This window comes from Streptomyces sp. NPDC048434 (genome assembly GCF_043200375.1).
GTDB lineage: Bacteria > Actinomycetota > Actinomycetes > Streptomycetales > Streptomycetaceae > Streptomyces.
In genome coordinates this window covers 288,356-303,685 of record NZ_JBICXQ010000001.1, presented here as the reverse complement: position 1 = coordinate 303,685, position 15,330 = coordinate 288,356, and the positions used below count along the sequence as shown (strand labels likewise).

Below are 15,330 nucleotides of genomic sequence, written 5' to 3'. Positions count from 1 at the left end.
CGCCGGAGCCCGAGGGCCGGGCTTCCCAGTGGCGGCCCGCTTGCCCCAGCCGACAGTGGCGTGTGGTGAATGGTAAGCCCTCAGGCCTCCTGCGCTACGGGAATCAGCCCACCGGCTCGGCTACTTCACGTTCACCGCGTCCCATGCCTGGGTTACGGTCTTCACCTCGGTGCTGTCCTTGCCGAACAGGTCGGCGGCAGCCTGCAAAGTGCCCTTCCTGGCATCCAGAAATCCAGTGTTGGAGGTGAAGTACGTCGTCACGGCTCGGAACCAGATCTGCTCTGCCACTTTCGCGCCGATTCCTTTCACCTGGGATTTGTCACACGTCGGGCTGTTGCCGAACTTGGACTTGCCGCTGCCGTTGGCCAGCAGGAAGAAGAAGTGGTTCGACACTCCACCGCCGGCGTGCGGGTCAAGCTTGCCGACTTCGGGGGAAAAGCAGTCAGGCGATGCTCCGTCCCGGGAGGGGCGGTCCATGAAGCGCTCAAACTTTCTCTTCTGGGAACCGTCCTCCATGTCCTCGCCCAGGAGGAAGTTCGGCGGGTCGTTCCGGTTGTTGGTGAAGAACTCCGTCATCGTGCCGAATATGTCACTCGTGGACTCGTTGAGCGCCGTCGGTTCACCCTGTTCGGTCAGGATGTTGTTCGGCAGGGTCACCAGGTGCCCCATCTCGTGGGCGACGACGTCGAGTGGCGTGAACGGCCCAACGCTTTTGCCATCTCCGTCCCCGAAGATCACTGTGAAGGACTCCCCGTCGGTGAGGGCGTTGGTGATTTGGGGACCGTAGTGCGCATAAAGGGTCGGACCTCGCCCATCACCGCTGAATCCGTTGAGACCGAACCGCTTCTGGAAGTAGTCCCACGCCTGGGCGGCTCCGAATTGCACGTCCGCCGCGACGGTTGCCCGATCGGCCTCCTTCCCGGTCCCGAAGTTGTTGTCCTGACTGACGACGGGCGCGGCTCCAGGTATTCCCAGTGGATTGGCCTTGTCGCCGCCCTGACCGCCACCGCCGACTTGACCGCCGTCACCACCGCCCTGACCGCCACCGCCGACTTGACCGCCGTCGCCGCCCGGTGGCGGGACTTCCTCAGGTTGCCTGCCCTGTGGGCCCTCCCCGTAGCAGACCGGCACTCCGTGCAGGCAGTCCCCGCCGGCATCCCCCGACACATTTGGCAAGGGCCCCACACCGAAGGCGGCAGCTCCCCCCTGCGGACCACCAGGACCGCCGGGTCCCCCGACGTCACCACCGGGCCCGCCGACGTCACCGCCAGGTCCCCCGCCATCACCGCCAGGCCCCCCGACGTCACCACCAGGCCCCCCGACGTCACCGCCAGGTCCCCCGCCATCACCGCCAGGCCCCCCGACGTCACCACCAGGCCCCCCGCCATCACCGCCAGGCCCCCCGCCACCGTTGAGGCAGTTCGGGTCAGGATCCTGCGGCGCGCACTGGTTGTTGGCATCCACAGTGGTCATCCCGCCCCGTGTGGAATCGGTGAGTTCGAATCCACCCTGTTTGCCGGGACTCGTCTCCAGCGGCACCTGACCGCTGTAGAGGGTTTTGCCGACTCCCCGCTCGTGCATGTACCGATCGCGGGTGCCCAGGACCTTCCCGCTCTCCGCATCGACGTATGTATGCACCTCGGCGGGTGTGCTGTCGGCGTAAGCGCCGCGGATCACGTTCTCGTAGGCAAGCCGAGGCTTCTTCTTCCCTGCCCACACGACGAGCCGGGATCCGGCCCGCGCGTTCCGGACGGAGTCTTTGCTCAGGAGGGCGCCTTTTTTACCTTTTCCGCCCGGTTTCCCTTCCCGCAAGGGGGTGCGTTTGAATGCACTCGTCCACGCATCTTCGGCAGAAAGTTGGGGCTTCGTACCAAAGGTGGGCTCTGACGTGAGGGTCTGACTGACGCCCTTGAGTTCGCCGTCTTTGCTCATGTGGAGCACAAGGTCGCCGCCGATGACCGGCAAGCCCTTGTAGTACCGGTCCATCCGTATATGCCGGTCTCCGTCTTTCTCCTGCTTTATGGTCCGCATTCGAAATGTCTGGTTCCGCGTGTAGTGCGATGTGGCCGGATCGCTCTTGAGCGCCGCGTAGACCAGGGCACGGATGTCAGTTCCCCGCGGGCCCGGCGGGTTGGCCGACGCGTTGAACGCTATGACGGTGGCACAGGAGCCCACCAGTCCTAGTGTCACCACGAGAGAGGTGGGCCGTTTAAAGAGGGGAGGCCGTCGTCGTCGTGTCAATGTGAAGTCCTCGGGTCGATGAGTGAAAGGCCGAGGAAGCCTCGGCCTGCTGCCGCACCGAAGGCGGTGTGGTCCCGGAACGAAGGCCGCCATCGGGTGGCATTCATCCACCGTGCTGATGGCCCTCCTGACGGGTGTGAGGAATTCAAGGACCGACGAAAGTTACGGGGATCAGCCTTAAGGAGGAGCCAGAAGACCGCTCGGGCTCCTGGGCAACAGGATCGGGTTTGCATGCTGAACCGCGTTGGTGACCAGTTGGGAGACGATCAACGCTGCATCCTCGATCAGCTCGCCGGGGAGCCCCCGGCAAGTGAGCGTGGTGCGCGCGACCATCGGCGCCAGGGCAGCGGCCTGCTGTCCGCGTACAAGTGAACGTGCACCACCACGTACGGATGAGAATGCACCATTTTGATGCGGTGAGAGGTGAAGTTCCGTGAATCTGACGTCGTCTGTTCGGCGTTGGTGGAGGGCGGCTGACCGTGGTCTTGGACCCGCATCGCTGGCTTGAGTTGAGGCGGTTTCGCCCTCTGTACGAGTCCGGCGCGATGAGCCTGCGGCAGATCGCAAAGGAGACGGGGCTGAACCGCCGTACGGTCACCAAGTACCTGTCGGGCCAGGTTCCGGCCGCGCCTCCGAAGAGGGAGCCCAACGGTGACGTGCGTCGTCGGGTGGTGGACGAGGTCGCTCCGCTGATCGACGCGATGCTCAGGTCCGAGATCCTGCTGAAGGGGTCGGTGATCCACGAGCGACTTGTCCAGGAGTATGCGCTCAGCATCAACTACCAGCGGGTGAAGCTCCATCTGCAGGAGGCCCGTCCCCGGGTCGCGGAAGAACTCGGCATCGCCCCCAAGGAACTGGTCGGCCTGCACCGCCGGTTCGAGGTGGTCTCGGGTGCCCACGCACAAGTCGACTGGGGAGACGAGGGAAGGGTCCTCACCCACGTCGGGATCTCAAAGGTCTACTCCTTCCATATGACTCTGTCGTACTCGCGCGCTCCGTTCTGCTGCTTCACCACGAGCCAAGACCTGGCGACCTTCTTCGACTGCCACCGGCAGGCGTTCGCCTACTTCGGCGGGGTGCCGATGACGATCGTCTACGACCGAGGCGGGGATTGCGACAGCTGGGCCGAGCCCGAAACTAGATGGCACCGGGCGTACAACATGACGCCCCATCAGGTTTTACCTGATGGGGCGTCATCAAAGTCAGCATCGAGTCAGCATGCACCCTGCCAGAGGTGGCGACAGACGGCGACACTTGCACATGCCCCAATCCGCTCCACGCTACCTCTGACCTGCATAGATGCTGGCCAACCCGCTACTCCCGCAACCTTGCCCCAAACCCGGTGCCAGTGGAAGCCGAAGAGATACTCGGTGGAACGCCCTCGCTCCCAGATCGTGCGGGTAAGGCGGGTGCGGACCGTGCCCGCCGCGATCGAGACGCCGGGGTCGTCGAAGACGGGCAGGACCGTCTCGATGTAGTCCGGTGCGAGGACGGTGTCCGCATCGACGGCCAGGACGAGGTCGGTGGTGCACTGCGGAAGGGCGTAGTTCTGCGCCTTGGCCTTGCTGCCGAGATTGTGCGGCGGGCGCAGTACCGTCACTCCGTGTGAGGCCGCCACCTCTCCCGTACGGTCCGTGGAGGCGTCGTCCACGACCAGGATCCGGTCAGGCCGGACCGTTTGCCGGGCGAGGGACTCCAGTGTGGCCGGCAGTCCCTCCTCCTCGTTGTGGGCAGGAACGATGACGGTGATGGTGTACATGTCGGTCTCCCCCTGTCTTGCGGATCGCGCTGACCACGACCGTGAACAGTCCGATCAGGCCGTAGACGATGGTGCTGATGCCGATGAACGGCAGTCCTCCGTGCATGTCACCGACGGTAGCGGCGGGTCGGCCCTCCGCGTTTCCGGAGGAAGCCTCCTGTGGATAACTCACCGAGGGAGGGGGTGAGTTGTCGCACCGTGTGCATCCGTGAGCTGACGGGGCACAGAGATCTCGGGTCAGGCGCCTTCGGGAGTGACCGGTGCTTCCGCCGTCGTGTCGCGGTGCTGTCCGAGCAGGCGGGTGCGGAAGAGGTCGAGTACCTCGTCCAGTGCGGCGCGGGTCGGCTGGCCGGGTTCGTCGATGAGGTGCTCGGTCAGCACGGAGTGCGGCGGGAGCACAGCATCGGGATTCGCGGCGGAGTCGTCCAGTTCGACGGCGGTGAAGGCAGCACCGAGTTCGCGGCGCAGAAAGGCGAACCGGTCGCCCGGTACCAACCGGTCCGAACGGAACCGCAGCCCCATGACCCGAAGGTCCTCACGCTCGCAGCGGCCCCGGACCGCGGCGAGATCTTCGGCGGAGATATCGATACCGGCGGCCCGGCTCCTGGTGAGGGCCAGCGGCAGGGACGGCTGGGACAGGACGGGGGCGAGCAGGCGCTCATCGGCGGCCATGGCGAGGGCGAAGCCGCCGGTGAGACACATGCCGACGGCCCCGACGCCGGGGCCGCCGCAGTGCTGATGCTCGTGCGCCGCCAGGGCTCGCAGCCAGGTCACCACGGGGGAGGTTTTCCCGGTGGCCAGCACGGTGAATTCCCGGCTCACGCAGACCTTCCCCATCGACGAGGCCGTGTAGAGCCCGGACTTCAGCCGGCCGGCGTCGCGGCCGGCGTCGCGGCCGGGCGTGCCGAAAAGTACCGGGAGCACGGCCGTGCAGCCGATGGCGGCCACACGTTCCGCGAATTCCAGGACCTTGGGCGTAATACCGGGTATTTCCGCCATCACGATTACCGCGGGCCCCGTGCCGCGCCGCAGTATCCGGCGAGTATTGCCGTCATGGGTGAAAGTGCTGCGGTCGAAGCCGGTCAGGTCGTGATCTGCCATGGATTGCCACCGTCCTGGTCGGTGCCGGTCGGGGACTGCTCTCCGAACAAGGCGCCCGGCCCCCTCCGGCGCGGTTTCCACGCGAGACTACCGAGCGGTCCTCTGGCGTGCTTCCACCTCTTCGCCACACGGATCACCACTTACGCCGACGCAGCCCTCAGCTGATCCGTCAGTTGGTCGGCCCCGTACCGCTGATGGAGACCCGGCGTCGGCGTCGCAGCCCCTCGGAGCACCGGCCCCGGACCGCATCCCCTCGGACCACCAGCCCCGGACCGCATCCCCTCGGACCACAGCCCATCGAACGCGGCCCATCGGACCGCGGCCCCTAAAACCACCGCCGCCGAACACAACGACGCCGGCCGCCGCGCCCCGTGGGGGCGAGCGCGACGGCCGGAGTGTGGAGCTGAGGAGACGAGGTGATTACTCGACGACCTTCAGCAGCTTGTTGGGCGTACCCTCGCTGGGGTTCGCGATCTTGTCGGTCGTGGCGCCGCCCGTCAGGGCCTTCTCCACGTCCGCCGGCTTGGCGTCCTTGTGACCGGCCAGGTAGACCGCGGCGGCGCCGACGACGTGCGGGGTCGCCATGGACGTACCGGAGATGGTCTTGGTGGCGTCGTCGCCGGTGTTCCAGTCCGAGGTGATGTCGGAGCCGGGAGCGTAAAGGTCGACCACGTTGCCGAAGTTGGAGAAGTCGGACTGCTGGTCGTCCTTGGTGCTGGAGGCCACGGTGATGGCCTCCTTCACGCGCGCCGGGGAGCTCTGGCCCGCGTCGGCGGACTCGTTGCCCGCCGCGACACCGAAGGTGACACCGGCGTCGATGGCCTTCTTCACGGCCGCGTCCAGTGCCTCGTCCACGCCGCCGCCGAGCGACATGTTGGCGACCGAGGGGCCCTTGTGGTTCTTGGTGACCCAGTCGATGCCCGCGACGACCTGCTCGGTGCTGCCGGAGCCCTCGCCGTCGAGGACCTTGACCGCCACGACCTTGGCCTTCTTGGCGACACCGTGCTCGGTACCGGCGATGGTGCCCGCGACATGCGTGCCATGACCGTTGTCGTCCTCGGCCTTGTCGCTCTTGTCGATGGCGTTGAAGCCGTACGACGCACGGCCGCCGAAGTCCTTGTGGCTGATGTGGATGCCGGTGTCGATGACGTAGGCGGTGACGCCCGCACCCGCGGCGTCGGGGTAGTTGTACTTCTTGTCGCCCTTGGTGTCCGCCTGGTCGATGCGGTCCAGGCCCCACGACGGCGGGTTGGCCTGGCTGCCGCTGATGTGGAACTTCTTGTTCTGCACGACCTTGTCGACGGACGGGTCGGCGGCGAGGTGCTTGGCCTCTTCCGCACTCAGACCGGTCGCCGAGAAGCCGTCGATGGCGGAGGAATACTGCCGCTTGACCTTGCCGCCGTACTTGGCGGCCAGGTCGCCGCTCTCGGCGGTACGCACCGAGTTCTTCAGCATGACGATGTAGCTGCCGTTCACGGCGCCCTTGGCCTCGGCTCCGTAAATCTTGCCTTCGGCCGAGGTCGACGCACCCGCGGTGACCGCGGTGACGGTGGCGATGCCAGTGGCGGCGACCGCGGCGGCTATCGCCGTGACGAGCCGCTTCTTGCTGGAACGCTTGTGAGCCATTGCGAGGGTTCTCCTCGTTCGCTGTGTGGGGGGAAAGCGTTGCGCAATAGCCCGATGAGACCGGAAGATCTCCGTCGGACTGGTTCGAAACCCTGTCTGATTGATGAGTTCAATTCAAGGTCCGCCGGAGCGTGTGAGATAGACAACAAGCCCACTGAAATGGGAAATGTTTCAGAAGCGGTCAAAAGGGCCGATGAGTTGAACCGGAGAGGCTCAACTCCGTTTACACAGACGCAATAGAGGGTGACGGCGGGGTGGCCGGCGCATCAGTCCGACCGGAGCGCCTCGGCCGGACGGGGCCTGCCACGAGGGGCACATCGCACTCATTACGGCTTGTTCCAGGGCCAGTTGGAGGGGCGGCACGCACTCGTCGAGGCCTGCCGCGCCGCCGGCTGTCGGGGCTCGACGGCCTGCTCATGCCGTAGCCGAGCCGGTTGGTGTGTGCCGGCGCCCCTCAGCGCTGATAGCGGGCCAGGACCAGATTGCCGTCCCTGACGAGCCGCTTGCGCAGGGTGTCCAGGTCGATTGCGCCGCTGTAGTACTCCTGCAGACCGGGGGTGGCGATCTTGTCCTTCCACTCCGGATAGCCGCGGACGGACTGGGCCGGGGCGGAGCGGAGCGAGCTCGCCAGCGCGGTGCCCGTTGCCCAGTCGTACCGGGCGACCCGGAGTGCCGGATCCATGAGCGCCTCCTGTCCCGTCGGCAACAGCCAGTCACCCAGGGCGAGCCGGACCATGTTCGGCGGGCGGAGGAGGAAGTCGATGAAGGCCATCGCCGCTTCCTTGTGCGGGCAGTCCTCGGCGATCGACAGGGTCTGCGGGCTCACCCCCTGGTCGAGGGCGGTGCCCTTGGGAGCGGGCAGCACCGTCCAGTCGAAACCCTTGGGTGCCTGCTGGACGATCTGCTGTCGGTAGGAGAAGCCGAGCGGCACCATCGCATAGCGCCCGGCGAAAAAGCCCGGGAGGGTGTCGGAGCCGCCCATGCCCAGGGTCGTACGGGAAGCGCTGCGGTCGACGTTCACCTGGTCGTGAATGGCACGCGGCACCACTTGGTCGACGGCGTCGAAGCGGACCTCCACCTTGCCGTCGGGGCGGCGGTGGAACATCCGGCCGCCCGTGGACAGGGCGAGGTTGAGGGTGGCCGAGACCGGTTCCTTCAGCGGCCAGGCCACGCCGTGGTCGGTGCCGTGGGTCAGCCGCTGTGCCGCCTCCCCGAACTCTTCCCAGGTCCAGGGGTGTTCGGGGGTGGGGATGCGCACCCCGGACCGGCGCAGCTTCGCGCGGTTCGCGATCAGCACCCGCGGCTCCTGGAGGAACGGGACGCCGTGGACCCGGCCGTCGAACGTGGCGGTCTCCCAGCTCTGCTGCGGGATGTCACGGCGGAGGCGCGGCGGCAGGAGGGCGGTGAGGTCGGCGAGGTCCCCGCCGTAGGCGAAGTCCGCGAGGTCGTCCGAGGCGTCGTGGAGGATGTCCGGCGCCTCGCCGCCCTCGAAGGAGGTCAGCAACTGGTCGTGGACGGTGGACCAGGCGCCCTGGACGTACTGCACCTGGACATCGGGATGCTGTCTGTTCCATTCGGCGACCAGCTGTTTGTTGGCCTTGAGGGAGTCCTGCTGCCAGGCCAGCGACTGGAAGCGCAGGGTGATCCGGCCGCCGGACGCGCGCCCTCGCCGGTCGTCGGAACAGCCCGGCAGCAGGGCCGCGGCGGGCAGTGCGGCGGTGGCCGCGAGCAGGCCCCGCCGGGTGAAACGGGCCGGGTGCCTGGGGGTGTGGTGATCGTGGCGCATCAGCTCTTCACCGCCCCGGCGAGCATCCCGCCCGTGATCCGCCGCTGCATGACGGCGAAGAGGAGCAGGCTCGGGAGGGTGGCGAGGAGTGCGGCGGCGGCGAGCGGGCCGAGGTCGGCGACGCCCTCCGTCCCGAGGAAGTGGGTCAGCACGACGGGCAGCGTCTGCTTCCCGGGGGACTTGAGCAGGACGAGGGCGAAGAAGAACTCGTTCCAGGCGGTGATGAAGGCGAACAACGCGGTGGCGACGATGCCCGGTGCGAGCAGCGGTGCGGTGACCGAGACGAGCGTACGGACCCGCCCGGCGCCGTCCACGGCCGCCGCCTCCTCCAACTCGGGTGGTACGGCCCGGACATAACTGGTCAGCATCCACAGGGCGAACGGCAGCGACCAGACCACATAGACCATGATCAAGCCGATCCGGGAGTCCACCAGATGGAGCCCCTTCAGGATCAGGAACAGCGGGATGATCACCAGTACCAGGGGAAAAGCCTGACTGATCACGACCCAGCCGGTGGCCGCCCGCGAGAAACGGTTGCGGTAGCGGGCCAGGACATACGCCATCGGGGTCGCCAGCACGATCGCGATCAGCGCGGAGACCGCCGCGGCCAGCAGGCTGTTGCCCGCCGCCGCCAGCAGTGGCTGCTGGGCGAAGGCCTGCCGGAAGTTCTCCAGGGTGGGCGCCTCGGGTATCCACGTGGGGTGGATGCTGCCGAGTTCACGTGGTGGCTTGAAGGAGGTGGAGATCAGCCAGAGGAAGGGAAGGGCGAGGAAGGCGAGATAGGCGAGGAGCCCGGCGTACTGGCCGGTGCGGGTGGCGGTGCGCCGGACGGTGACGGCGTTCCCCGCACCGCGCCGCGGGGCGCTCCTGCGCCTCGCCGGGTTGCCGAGGTCACGCGTACGGCTGCCGTTCCTGCCGCTGCTGCGTTCCGTGTCCTCGGTTTTCCTGCCGTGGAGCTTTGCGTCCCCGGTCTTCCTGCCGCGGTCATCCGTGCCGCTCACCGGTCGTCGTCCCCCTTCAGCCGGCCCGCCAGGTAGACGGCCAGCAGGACCGAGATCACCGCGACCATCGCCAGGCCCATCGTGGCGGCATAGCCGAACTGCCCGTAGCGGAAGGCCTCTTCGTACGCGAAGAGCATCGGCAGCCGGGTCCGGCCGCCGGGTCCGCCGTCGGTCAGCACGAAGACCAGGGCGAAGGAGTTGAAATTCCAGATGAAGTTCAAGCACGCACTCTTGCGGAGCAACCTACCTGCACGCTCCTCGGGCATACAGGCGCTGACCTGCGGGGCACCACTTGTCAGTTAATCAGAGTTGACCCTAGTTGATCCTTGGTTGACCATGATCATCTCCCACTCGTTCCCCACTCCTCCCCCAGGAACGCAGAAGCCGGCCCCGGGCGCACACCTTGGGGGGTGAGCCGCAACCCGGGGCCGGCGATAGAGGGACCGCGGCGCACGTAGAGTCGCACCGCGGTCAGGCCGCTTGGCATATGACAAGTTAATGGCCGCTAACATGGGAACACGTATTCGATTCATCATGCAATCACTCATTCGAGTGACGTGCTTCATAGATCAAGATGTACCGTCCACGGTACAGACATTTGATCATGGTGCCGCCAGCGTTGAGCCGTGCCATCTGATCCGCTGCCCGACTGGGTACCCGCCCGTCGCCGAGCCATCGGAGCAGCCATCAGATCTGCACGACTCCACCGCACCCTCACACAAGAGCAGCTGGCCGAGCGCGCTGGCGGGTTAGATCGGAAGACGATCAGCCGCATCGAGAACGGCGTAATGTCCCCGATCCTCGACCACCTGCTGCTCATCGCCGACGCGCTCGGCGTTCCGCTGTCCATGCTCGTACGGGATTCGTAGCCACGGGGCCCGGCGGATTGGCGGCGCAAGCCGGTGAGGCTCGCTACGCCCTGGCCTCCTGCTTTTGCCAGGCGGGCTCCAGCGCCCGAACCTCATCGCGGTATGTCCGGACGCTCTCGAAGAACCCGTCGGGGTCCTTCTCCAACGCCTCGCTCAGCGCCCCGTAGAGGGCGTGCGCCGCCGTGGTCAGCTCGTACGCGCACCGCTCAGCCGAGCAGCGCCACCAATCTGGGGAGGCGCCAACCAGCTCACAGCCGCAGTAGGGGCAGGGCAAACACCCGGCATGCTGTTCCCGCAGCTGAAGCACTGCCACCATCCTCCGGCGCCCTGGGTCATCGCGTTCCCGCACCTGTTGCACGTCATGTGGTCCTCCTGAAGCGTTCGAGTCTGCCATTGACCAGTCAGTAACGGCAGGTATGCGGCCGACCGCCGCCGCGGTGTGCGGCGGCCGGCCTCCCGCAGCGCCTTGCACGGGGGGTCTCAGCGCTGCGGGGGTTTCAGGGGCGCAGCCGTCGCGGCTCGCCAGGGGGACGGATACCAGCGCGTCGCGCGAGGACGCGGGCGACTCCGTCAGGGATGGGCGGCCCGACCGGGCCGGGGGCGCAGGAGCCACAGCATGTGACTGTGGTTGCCGGCCCGGTGGCGGTGTCGATGGACACCAGGCGCAGATCGAGGTTCGAGCCGCAGGCGCAATGGCTATCCATGCCTGCTCCCGATGCTGCCGACGACGATCAAGAACACGAACGCAATCAGGCACGTCCAGTACGTGGCGATGCGCTTCCACCGTCGCGTCACGGCAGCCTCCCGACGAGCACAGCGCGGATGCTGTGACGGTCGGACTCGTCGAACGTCGTCACGGTGAATCCGCCGGCCTCGACGATCCGCTGTTGGAGAATGAGAAGGTGGGTGCTGTCGGTAGCGAGCCTTCCCCAGTTGTGGACCAGGCACAGCACCTCGCGGCGGCTCGCCTCGGCTCGCATGGCGTCCAGCATCGCGGCCAACTGCGGCCGCTGCGTGCTCAGAGCGTCGGCCCTCTGATCGATCCAGTGGGGGCCGGCCAGCACCCATCCCGTGGCGTTCGCGTAGTTGTGGCAGCCCGTCAGCCGCATGTCCAGCTCGGTACGGGCGCGCCCTCGACGGCTCGCGCACCGGTCGTAAACGAATGCCATTGGGGCCTGATCGCTCATCGGGGGGCCTCCGCCGTGCGGTGGTCAAGGAGCCACTGGCAGTCCCGAGCGAGAGCACGCACCTGCACCTGCGCGGACATCAGTCCATCGCCGAGACCAACGGCTGTCTGAGAGCGGATGCCGTCCAGCCGAGCCCGCAGGCGAACTCGCCCCGGACTGTCCGGGTGCTCGCGCTCGACCTCGTCCACGGCCGCGTACAGGTCGGCGATCACGATGAGCAGAGTCTGCTCCAGCGCCACCAACTCGTCGTACGGCAGCGGCGGGCCGAGACGCAGGGCGCGATCTACGGTCTCCTGGATCTCATCGCGGCTCGGCGCGCCAGCGGCCGCTGTCACCGCGGCCTCCGGTCGCTGTGCTGCGGGCAGGCCACGATGAACCAGTGGCGCACGCCGCCCTCGACCGGAGTGGTCACCGACCCGGCAGGGGTGAGGGGGCCGTGCGCGGCTCCGCACCAGTAACACGCCTCGCCGTGCAGCCGGACGATACTCACGTCAGGATCTGCGGGTGGAGCTGTCGCTGCGGTCACGGTCATCTCCCTGTGCCAGTGGGCTCAAGAAGATGTTCGTCCGCCAAGTACCCCTCAAGTACCCCTGCGAGGGGTACCGTTCAGGCGCCCGCCCCCGCGTGGCACCACTCAGCGAAGTTGCTGAGCGATTCAGAGTCCGCGCGCTTCAGCCGGCGCAGAGTGGCTGCGTCCTCCCTCACCCACCGGTGCTCCCGCGCATGCTGCGGCGCGATCCTCCGCGCCACCTTCAGCGACTCGAACGCCGCATCCGGGCGGCCAGACCAGAGCTGTGCCCGCCCGAGCTCGATGTAGAAACCGGACCGCCGCTCGGCCGGCAGGTCCCGCGGCGGCGCCCACTCACGTGCCAGTTTCAGCGCCCTGCCCAGGTGGCCGTCCCCCAGGCTGACTGCAACGGATACCTCATGGATGCGGACACTGTCCGGGCCGAAGGCCGTGCCGCTGTACACACCCTCGGTCAACTGGTCGCCGAGGACGCGCGCGGCATCGAGGTGCGTCTCGGCCGAGCCGCCATCACCAGCCCTGCCAGCGATCACAGCAGCACGCATGTGCAGGGCGCCGCGGGCGGCCAGGGCCTCCGGTGCCGAGGACGTCGGCGCCTGGTCCGCGGCGAGTTCGAGGGCTCGCAACCCAGCAGCATGTGCCTTGGCCGCGAAGAACGTCTCTGTCCGGACGTACGCCGTCGTTGCGTCCACCACCGGGTCGTTCGCCTGCCGTGCGGCCCACCGCATCAGGTCGATGAGGCGAGCGGACAGATCCCGCGCGCCGTACTTGTAGGCGACGGCGTCCGCGGCCCGGCAGGCGTTCACCAGGAGTCGGGCGACGGCAGGCTGTTCGCTCGGCCCTGCTCCCTGCAGCAGGCGGCACAGCTCGGCCAGCAGATCCGGCACAGTACGAGCCACCCGTACGTACTGGGCACCGAGCCGCCACTGAACGACAGACGCGACTGCCTCGGCGAGGGCCGGCAGCGGCCGGGCCGGGCCGCCTTCCGGCACGTCGTACGTCGCGAGGACCGAGGAGAGCCCCGGCATGGCCCGGTGTACGCGATCGTCCGGCCGCTCCTTATCGGGCAGCAGGCGGGCCGGGTCGATGTCGAGTGCGTCGGCGACGGCGTCCAGGACGGCATCGGACACGCCGCGCTCACCACGCTCGATTTTCCGGATGGTGCCCAGGGCGGTACCGGCGGCGCGCGCCAGATCGGCTTGGGTGAGGCCGGAGATGCGACGCTCGTAGGCGATGCGGGGGCCTACCCCGCGATACACAATGCTGGGCATACTGGTCTCCGTTCGGTGCAGCCACTCCGAACCGTACCCGGACCGTCACTGTCCGGGAACAGAAACGGCCCCGCCCGCATCACGCAGGCGGGGCCGTGCAGTTCGCTCACTCTGGCCGCAGCACATCGACCAACTCGGTGAGGCTCCCCACCCGCCAGTCCGCGGCCCGCGCGTCCTCGCTGTCCGCCCACAGATGCCCGAGCGGTCCGCGACGCAAGTGCGCAGTCCGCAGGCCAGCAGCGCGCGCCGGGGCCACGTCGTTCTGCGGGTGGTCGCCGACGTACAGCACCTCCCCCGCAGGGACACCGGCGAGCTCGACAGTGCGCGCGAAGAACTCGGGCTCAGGCTTCGCCACGCCCCACTCCCCGGACGTGGCCAGCGCATCCACCGGCAGGTCGAGGGCACGCAGCAACTCCGCAGCCCTCCGGGTCTGGTTGCCCGCCACGATCACACGAATCCCAGCGTCCCGGAGCGCGGCGAGGGACGGCCGGACGTCCGGGTACAGATCGGACTCGTCCAAGACCTCGCCCCGGCCGGCGCGCTCCATCGCGGCCCGTTCCACCTCCACTTCGATGCCCGGGTGGAGAAGTCGCAGCGCCTCCGCGTTGTCCCGGCCCTGCGCAACCACGGCGCCGACCAGAGCCGACAGCGTGTGCCGGTTGACGCCGAGCCAGTCGGCCCACGCCCCCCACCCGCGGTCATCGCTGATCAGCGTCTCTCCGACGTCGAATGCCACTGCACGGATCATGTGAACAGCCTAAGGGCGGGCGACTCGCGTGCCTTTGTCGGCGGCTGGCCGTACGATTCGCGACATGGTGACCACCTGCGCCCCCGCCACCGCCGAGCAGGCGAATGAGCGGATACGGGCGTTCATGGCCGCGCGTGCGGGCCGACCGCTGTGGGCGTATGAGGCTGAGGAATACGAGCGGCTGCTCGCCGCGTGGGCCGCCGCACTGCGCGACGGCCCGACGTCACCCGCTAAGCTTCGACTATCTCCTGAATGCGCTTCAGCCTCTCCTCGGCCGTGAGCGCGGACAAGTCGCCGCCCGCCAGGCCGTCGAGGACGGCGCGGACGTTGACCTTCTCCGGGTACAGGACAGCGTCCAGCACGCGGGCCCGGGTGCTGTTGTCGCGGACGTAGATCCAGATCTCTTGCCACTGTCGCGGCTCGGTGTTGCACCGCGGGTCGAGCGTGGCGCGGGGGAAGAAGCCCAGCCCCTCAGCTTCGAGGCTGTCCCCGATCTCACCGAGGATGAACTTGCCGAGCTTCTTGTAGCCCAGCTCCTCCCGCAGCGCACCAAGCGTGATCTTGGTGAGCCCCCCGCCGTCCTCCGCCTCGGTGAACGCGCCCGTCAGCTCGGACATATCCAATCCCCCCACATGTTTTGTTGCGTTGACTTGCGCATCATATTCGAGGCATTGAAATAAAACCTAGAGCCTGTCCTCAACTCCCGTCATGACAAAGCGCCCCGCCCCTGCCGAAGCAGGGGCGGGGCGTTGTCATGATCTGCGCCGTTCAGGGACCAGAACAGCCGGGGTGGTAGCGCTCGGAGCCGGCGACGGTGACGAGGGCGGCGGAGCGCCATCACGACGGCACACCAGCGCATCAGGATCCGCGGGCGACTGCTGGAGGGAGTAACCGTCAGGACAGGTCTGGCCGTCGTGGCCATCGCGGCCGTCCTTTCCGTCGGCGCCGTCCTTCCCCGCAGGCCCCGGCTCACCCTGCGGCCCCTGCGGACCGGGGCTACCAGCCGAGCCGGCCGCACCGTCGCTCCCCGACGTACCTGGTGAACCGTTACTGCCGTTCTCGCCAGCCTTGCCGTCCTTCCCCCCGCTCCCGGTCTTGCCAGTCGCGCCGCTCTTGCCGCTCTTGCCGCTCGGGCCACTCGGCCCCGGCTCACCGGGTTCCCCCTGCGGGCCGCGCGGGCCACGGATCGTCTTGCCAGGATCGCCGCGGCTGCCG

The 15,330-nt window shown here is 67.8% G+C and carries 15 protein-coding genes and 2 pseudogenes; 3 read left to right on the top strand and 14 right to left on the bottom strand.

The window, feature by feature from the left end:
- Positions 1-120 precede the first annotated feature (120 nt).
- Positions 121-2,175, bottom strand: a complete 2,055-nt coding sequence (locus ACGFWI_RS01450) for a M4 family metallopeptidase (protein WP_393903843.1) — start codon at positions 2,173-2,175, stop codon at positions 121-123.
- A 297-nt stretch (positions 2,176-2,472) separates the two neighbouring features.
- Between ACGFWI_RS01450 and ACGFWI_RS01445 the strand changes: the two genes are divergently transcribed.
- Positions 2,473-2,613, top strand: a complete 141-nt coding sequence (locus ACGFWI_RS01445; protein WP_393903842.1) for a hypothetical protein — start codon at positions 2,473-2,475, stop codon at positions 2,611-2,613.
- 107 nt (positions 2,614-2,720) lie between these two features.
- A pseudogene (locus ACGFWI_RS01440) lies at positions 2,721-3,344 on the top strand (DDE-type integrase/transposase/recombinase); the annotation flags it as partial.
- 110 nt (positions 3,345-3,454) lie between these two features.
- Here ACGFWI_RS01440 and ACGFWI_RS01435 read toward each other — a convergent pair.
- The 6 genes and pseudogenes from ACGFWI_RS01435 to ACGFWI_RS01410 all read right to left on the bottom strand — a co-directional run.
- Positions 3,455-4,000 (bottom strand): glycosyltransferase family 2 protein, encoded by a 546-nt coding sequence (locus ACGFWI_RS01435; protein WP_393903841.1) that lies wholly within the window; start codon positions 3,998-4,000, stop codon positions 3,455-3,457.
- Between the two features lie 237 nt (positions 4,001-4,237).
- Complete coding sequence (locus ACGFWI_RS01430) at positions 4,238-5,101, bottom strand: dienelactone hydrolase family protein (RefSeq protein WP_393903840.1); 864 nt, start codon at positions 5,099-5,101, stop codon at positions 4,238-4,240.
- A 420-nt stretch (positions 5,102-5,521) separates the two neighbouring features.
- A complete protein-coding gene (locus tag ACGFWI_RS01425) occupies positions 5,522-6,727 on the bottom strand; it encodes a S8 family serine peptidase (protein ID WP_393903839.1) in 1,206 nt (401 codons plus the stop codon).
- A gap of 454 nt (positions 6,728-7,181) precedes the next feature.
- Positions 7,182-8,513, bottom strand: coding sequence for an ABC transporter substrate-binding protein (locus ACGFWI_RS01420; protein ID WP_393903838.1), 1,332 nt, complete (start codon positions 8,511-8,513; stop codon positions 7,182-7,184).
- On the bottom strand, positions 8,513-9,514 hold the full coding sequence (locus ACGFWI_RS01415) for a carbohydrate ABC transporter permease (RefSeq protein ID WP_393903837.1): 1,002 nt from the start codon (positions 9,512-9,514) through the stop codon (positions 8,513-8,515). The genes ACGFWI_RS01420 and ACGFWI_RS01415 overlap by 1 nt, the downstream gene beginning before the upstream one ends.
- Positions 9,511-9,735, bottom strand: a pseudogene (locus tag ACGFWI_RS01410) (sugar ABC transporter permease); the annotation flags it as partial. The gene ACGFWI_RS01415 and the pseudogene ACGFWI_RS01410, both read right to left, overlap by 4 nt.
- Positions 9,736-10,140: 405 nt before the next feature.
- Between ACGFWI_RS01410 and ACGFWI_RS01405 the strand changes: the two are divergent.
- Positions 10,141-10,383, top strand: a complete 243-nt coding sequence (locus ACGFWI_RS01405) for a helix-turn-helix domain-containing protein (protein ID WP_393903836.1) — start codon at positions 10,141-10,143, stop codon at positions 10,381-10,383.
- A 43-nt stretch (positions 10,384-10,426) separates the two neighbouring features.
- Here the strand turns inward: ACGFWI_RS01405 and ACGFWI_RS01400 are convergent, their stop codons facing one another.
- The 7 genes from ACGFWI_RS01400 to ACGFWI_RS01370 all read right to left on the bottom strand — a co-directional run bounded on the left by ACGFWI_RS01400 (position 10,427) and on the right by ACGFWI_RS01370 (position 14,732).
- Positions 10,427-10,699, bottom strand: coding sequence for a hypothetical protein (locus ACGFWI_RS01400; protein ID WP_393903835.1), 273 nt, complete (start codon positions 10,697-10,699; stop codon positions 10,427-10,429).
- Between the two features lie 475 nt (positions 10,700-11,174).
- Positions 11,175-11,552 (bottom strand): recombinase family protein, encoded by a 378-nt coding sequence (locus ACGFWI_RS01395; RefSeq protein ID WP_393903834.1) that lies wholly within the window; start codon positions 11,550-11,552, stop codon positions 11,175-11,177.
- A gap of 14 nt (positions 11,553-11,566) precedes the next feature.
- Positions 11,567-11,905, bottom strand: a complete 339-nt coding sequence (locus ACGFWI_RS01390) for a DUF6415 family natural product biosynthesis protein (RefSeq protein ID WP_393903833.1) — start codon at positions 11,903-11,905, stop codon at positions 11,567-11,569.
- Positions 11,902-12,060 carry a hypothetical protein gene (locus tag ACGFWI_RS01385; RefSeq protein WP_393903832.1) on the bottom strand — a complete coding sequence of 53 codons (159 nt, stop codon included), beginning with the start codon at positions 12,058-12,060 and terminating at the stop codon, positions 11,902-11,904. Before ACGFWI_RS01385 ends, ACGFWI_RS01390 begins: the two co-directional genes overlap by 4 nt.
- 116 nt (positions 12,061-12,176) lie before the next feature.
- Positions 12,177-13,367 carry a helix-turn-helix domain-containing protein gene (locus tag ACGFWI_RS01380; protein ID WP_393903831.1) on the bottom strand — a complete coding sequence of 397 codons (1,191 nt, stop codon included), beginning with the start codon at positions 13,365-13,367 and terminating at the stop codon, positions 12,177-12,179.
- A gap of 106 nt (positions 13,368-13,473) precedes the next feature.
- Positions 13,474-14,115: an HAD family hydrolase gene (locus tag ACGFWI_RS01375; RefSeq protein WP_393903830.1), complete on the bottom strand. Its 642-nt coding sequence runs from the start codon at positions 14,113-14,115 to the stop codon at positions 13,474-13,476.
- Between the two features lie 230 nt (positions 14,116-14,345).
- Complete coding sequence (locus tag ACGFWI_RS01370; protein ID WP_393903829.1) at positions 14,346-14,732, bottom strand: hypothetical protein; 387 nt, start codon at positions 14,730-14,732, stop codon at positions 14,346-14,348.
- Between the last annotated feature and the right edge of the window lie 598 nt (positions 14,733-15,330).

Coding starts and splice junctions, on each gene's coding strand:
- ACGFWI_RS01445 (WP_393903842.1), top strand. CDS start 2,473: ATGCTGAACCGCGTTGGTGACCAGTTGGGAGACGATCAACGCTGCATC.
- ACGFWI_RS01435 (WP_393903841.1), bottom strand. CDS start 4,000: ATGTACACCATCACCGTCATCGTTCCTGCCCACAACGAGGAGGAGGGA.
- ACGFWI_RS01430 (WP_393903840.1), bottom strand. CDS start 5,101: ATGGCAGATCACGACCTGACCGGCTTCGACCGCAGCACTTTCACCCAT.
- ACGFWI_RS01425 (WP_393903839.1), bottom strand. CDS start 6,727: ATGGCTCACAAGCGTTCCAGCAAGAAGCGGCTCGTCACGGCGATAGCC.
- ACGFWI_RS01420 (WP_393903838.1), bottom strand. CDS start 8,513: ATGCGCCACGATCACCACACCCCCAGGCACCCGGCCCGTTTCACCCGG.
- ACGFWI_RS01400 (WP_393903835.1), bottom strand. CDS start 10,699: ATGGTGGCAGTGCTTCAGCTGCGGGAACAGCATGCCGGGTGTTTGCCC.
- ACGFWI_RS01395 (WP_393903834.1), bottom strand. CDS start 11,552: ATGGCATTCGTTTACGACCGGTGCGCGAGCCGTCGAGGGCGCGCCCGT.
- ACGFWI_RS01380 (WP_393903831.1), bottom strand. CDS start 13,367: ATGCCCAGCATTGTGTATCGCGGGGTAGGCCCCCGCATCGCCTACGAG.
- ACGFWI_RS01375 (WP_393903830.1), bottom strand. CDS start 14,115: ATGATCCGTGCAGTGGCATTCGACGTCGGAGAGACGCTGATCAGCGAT.
- ACGFWI_RS01370 (WP_393903829.1), bottom strand. CDS start 14,732: ATGTCCGAGCTGACGGGCGCGTTCACCGAGGCGGAGGACGGCGGGGGG.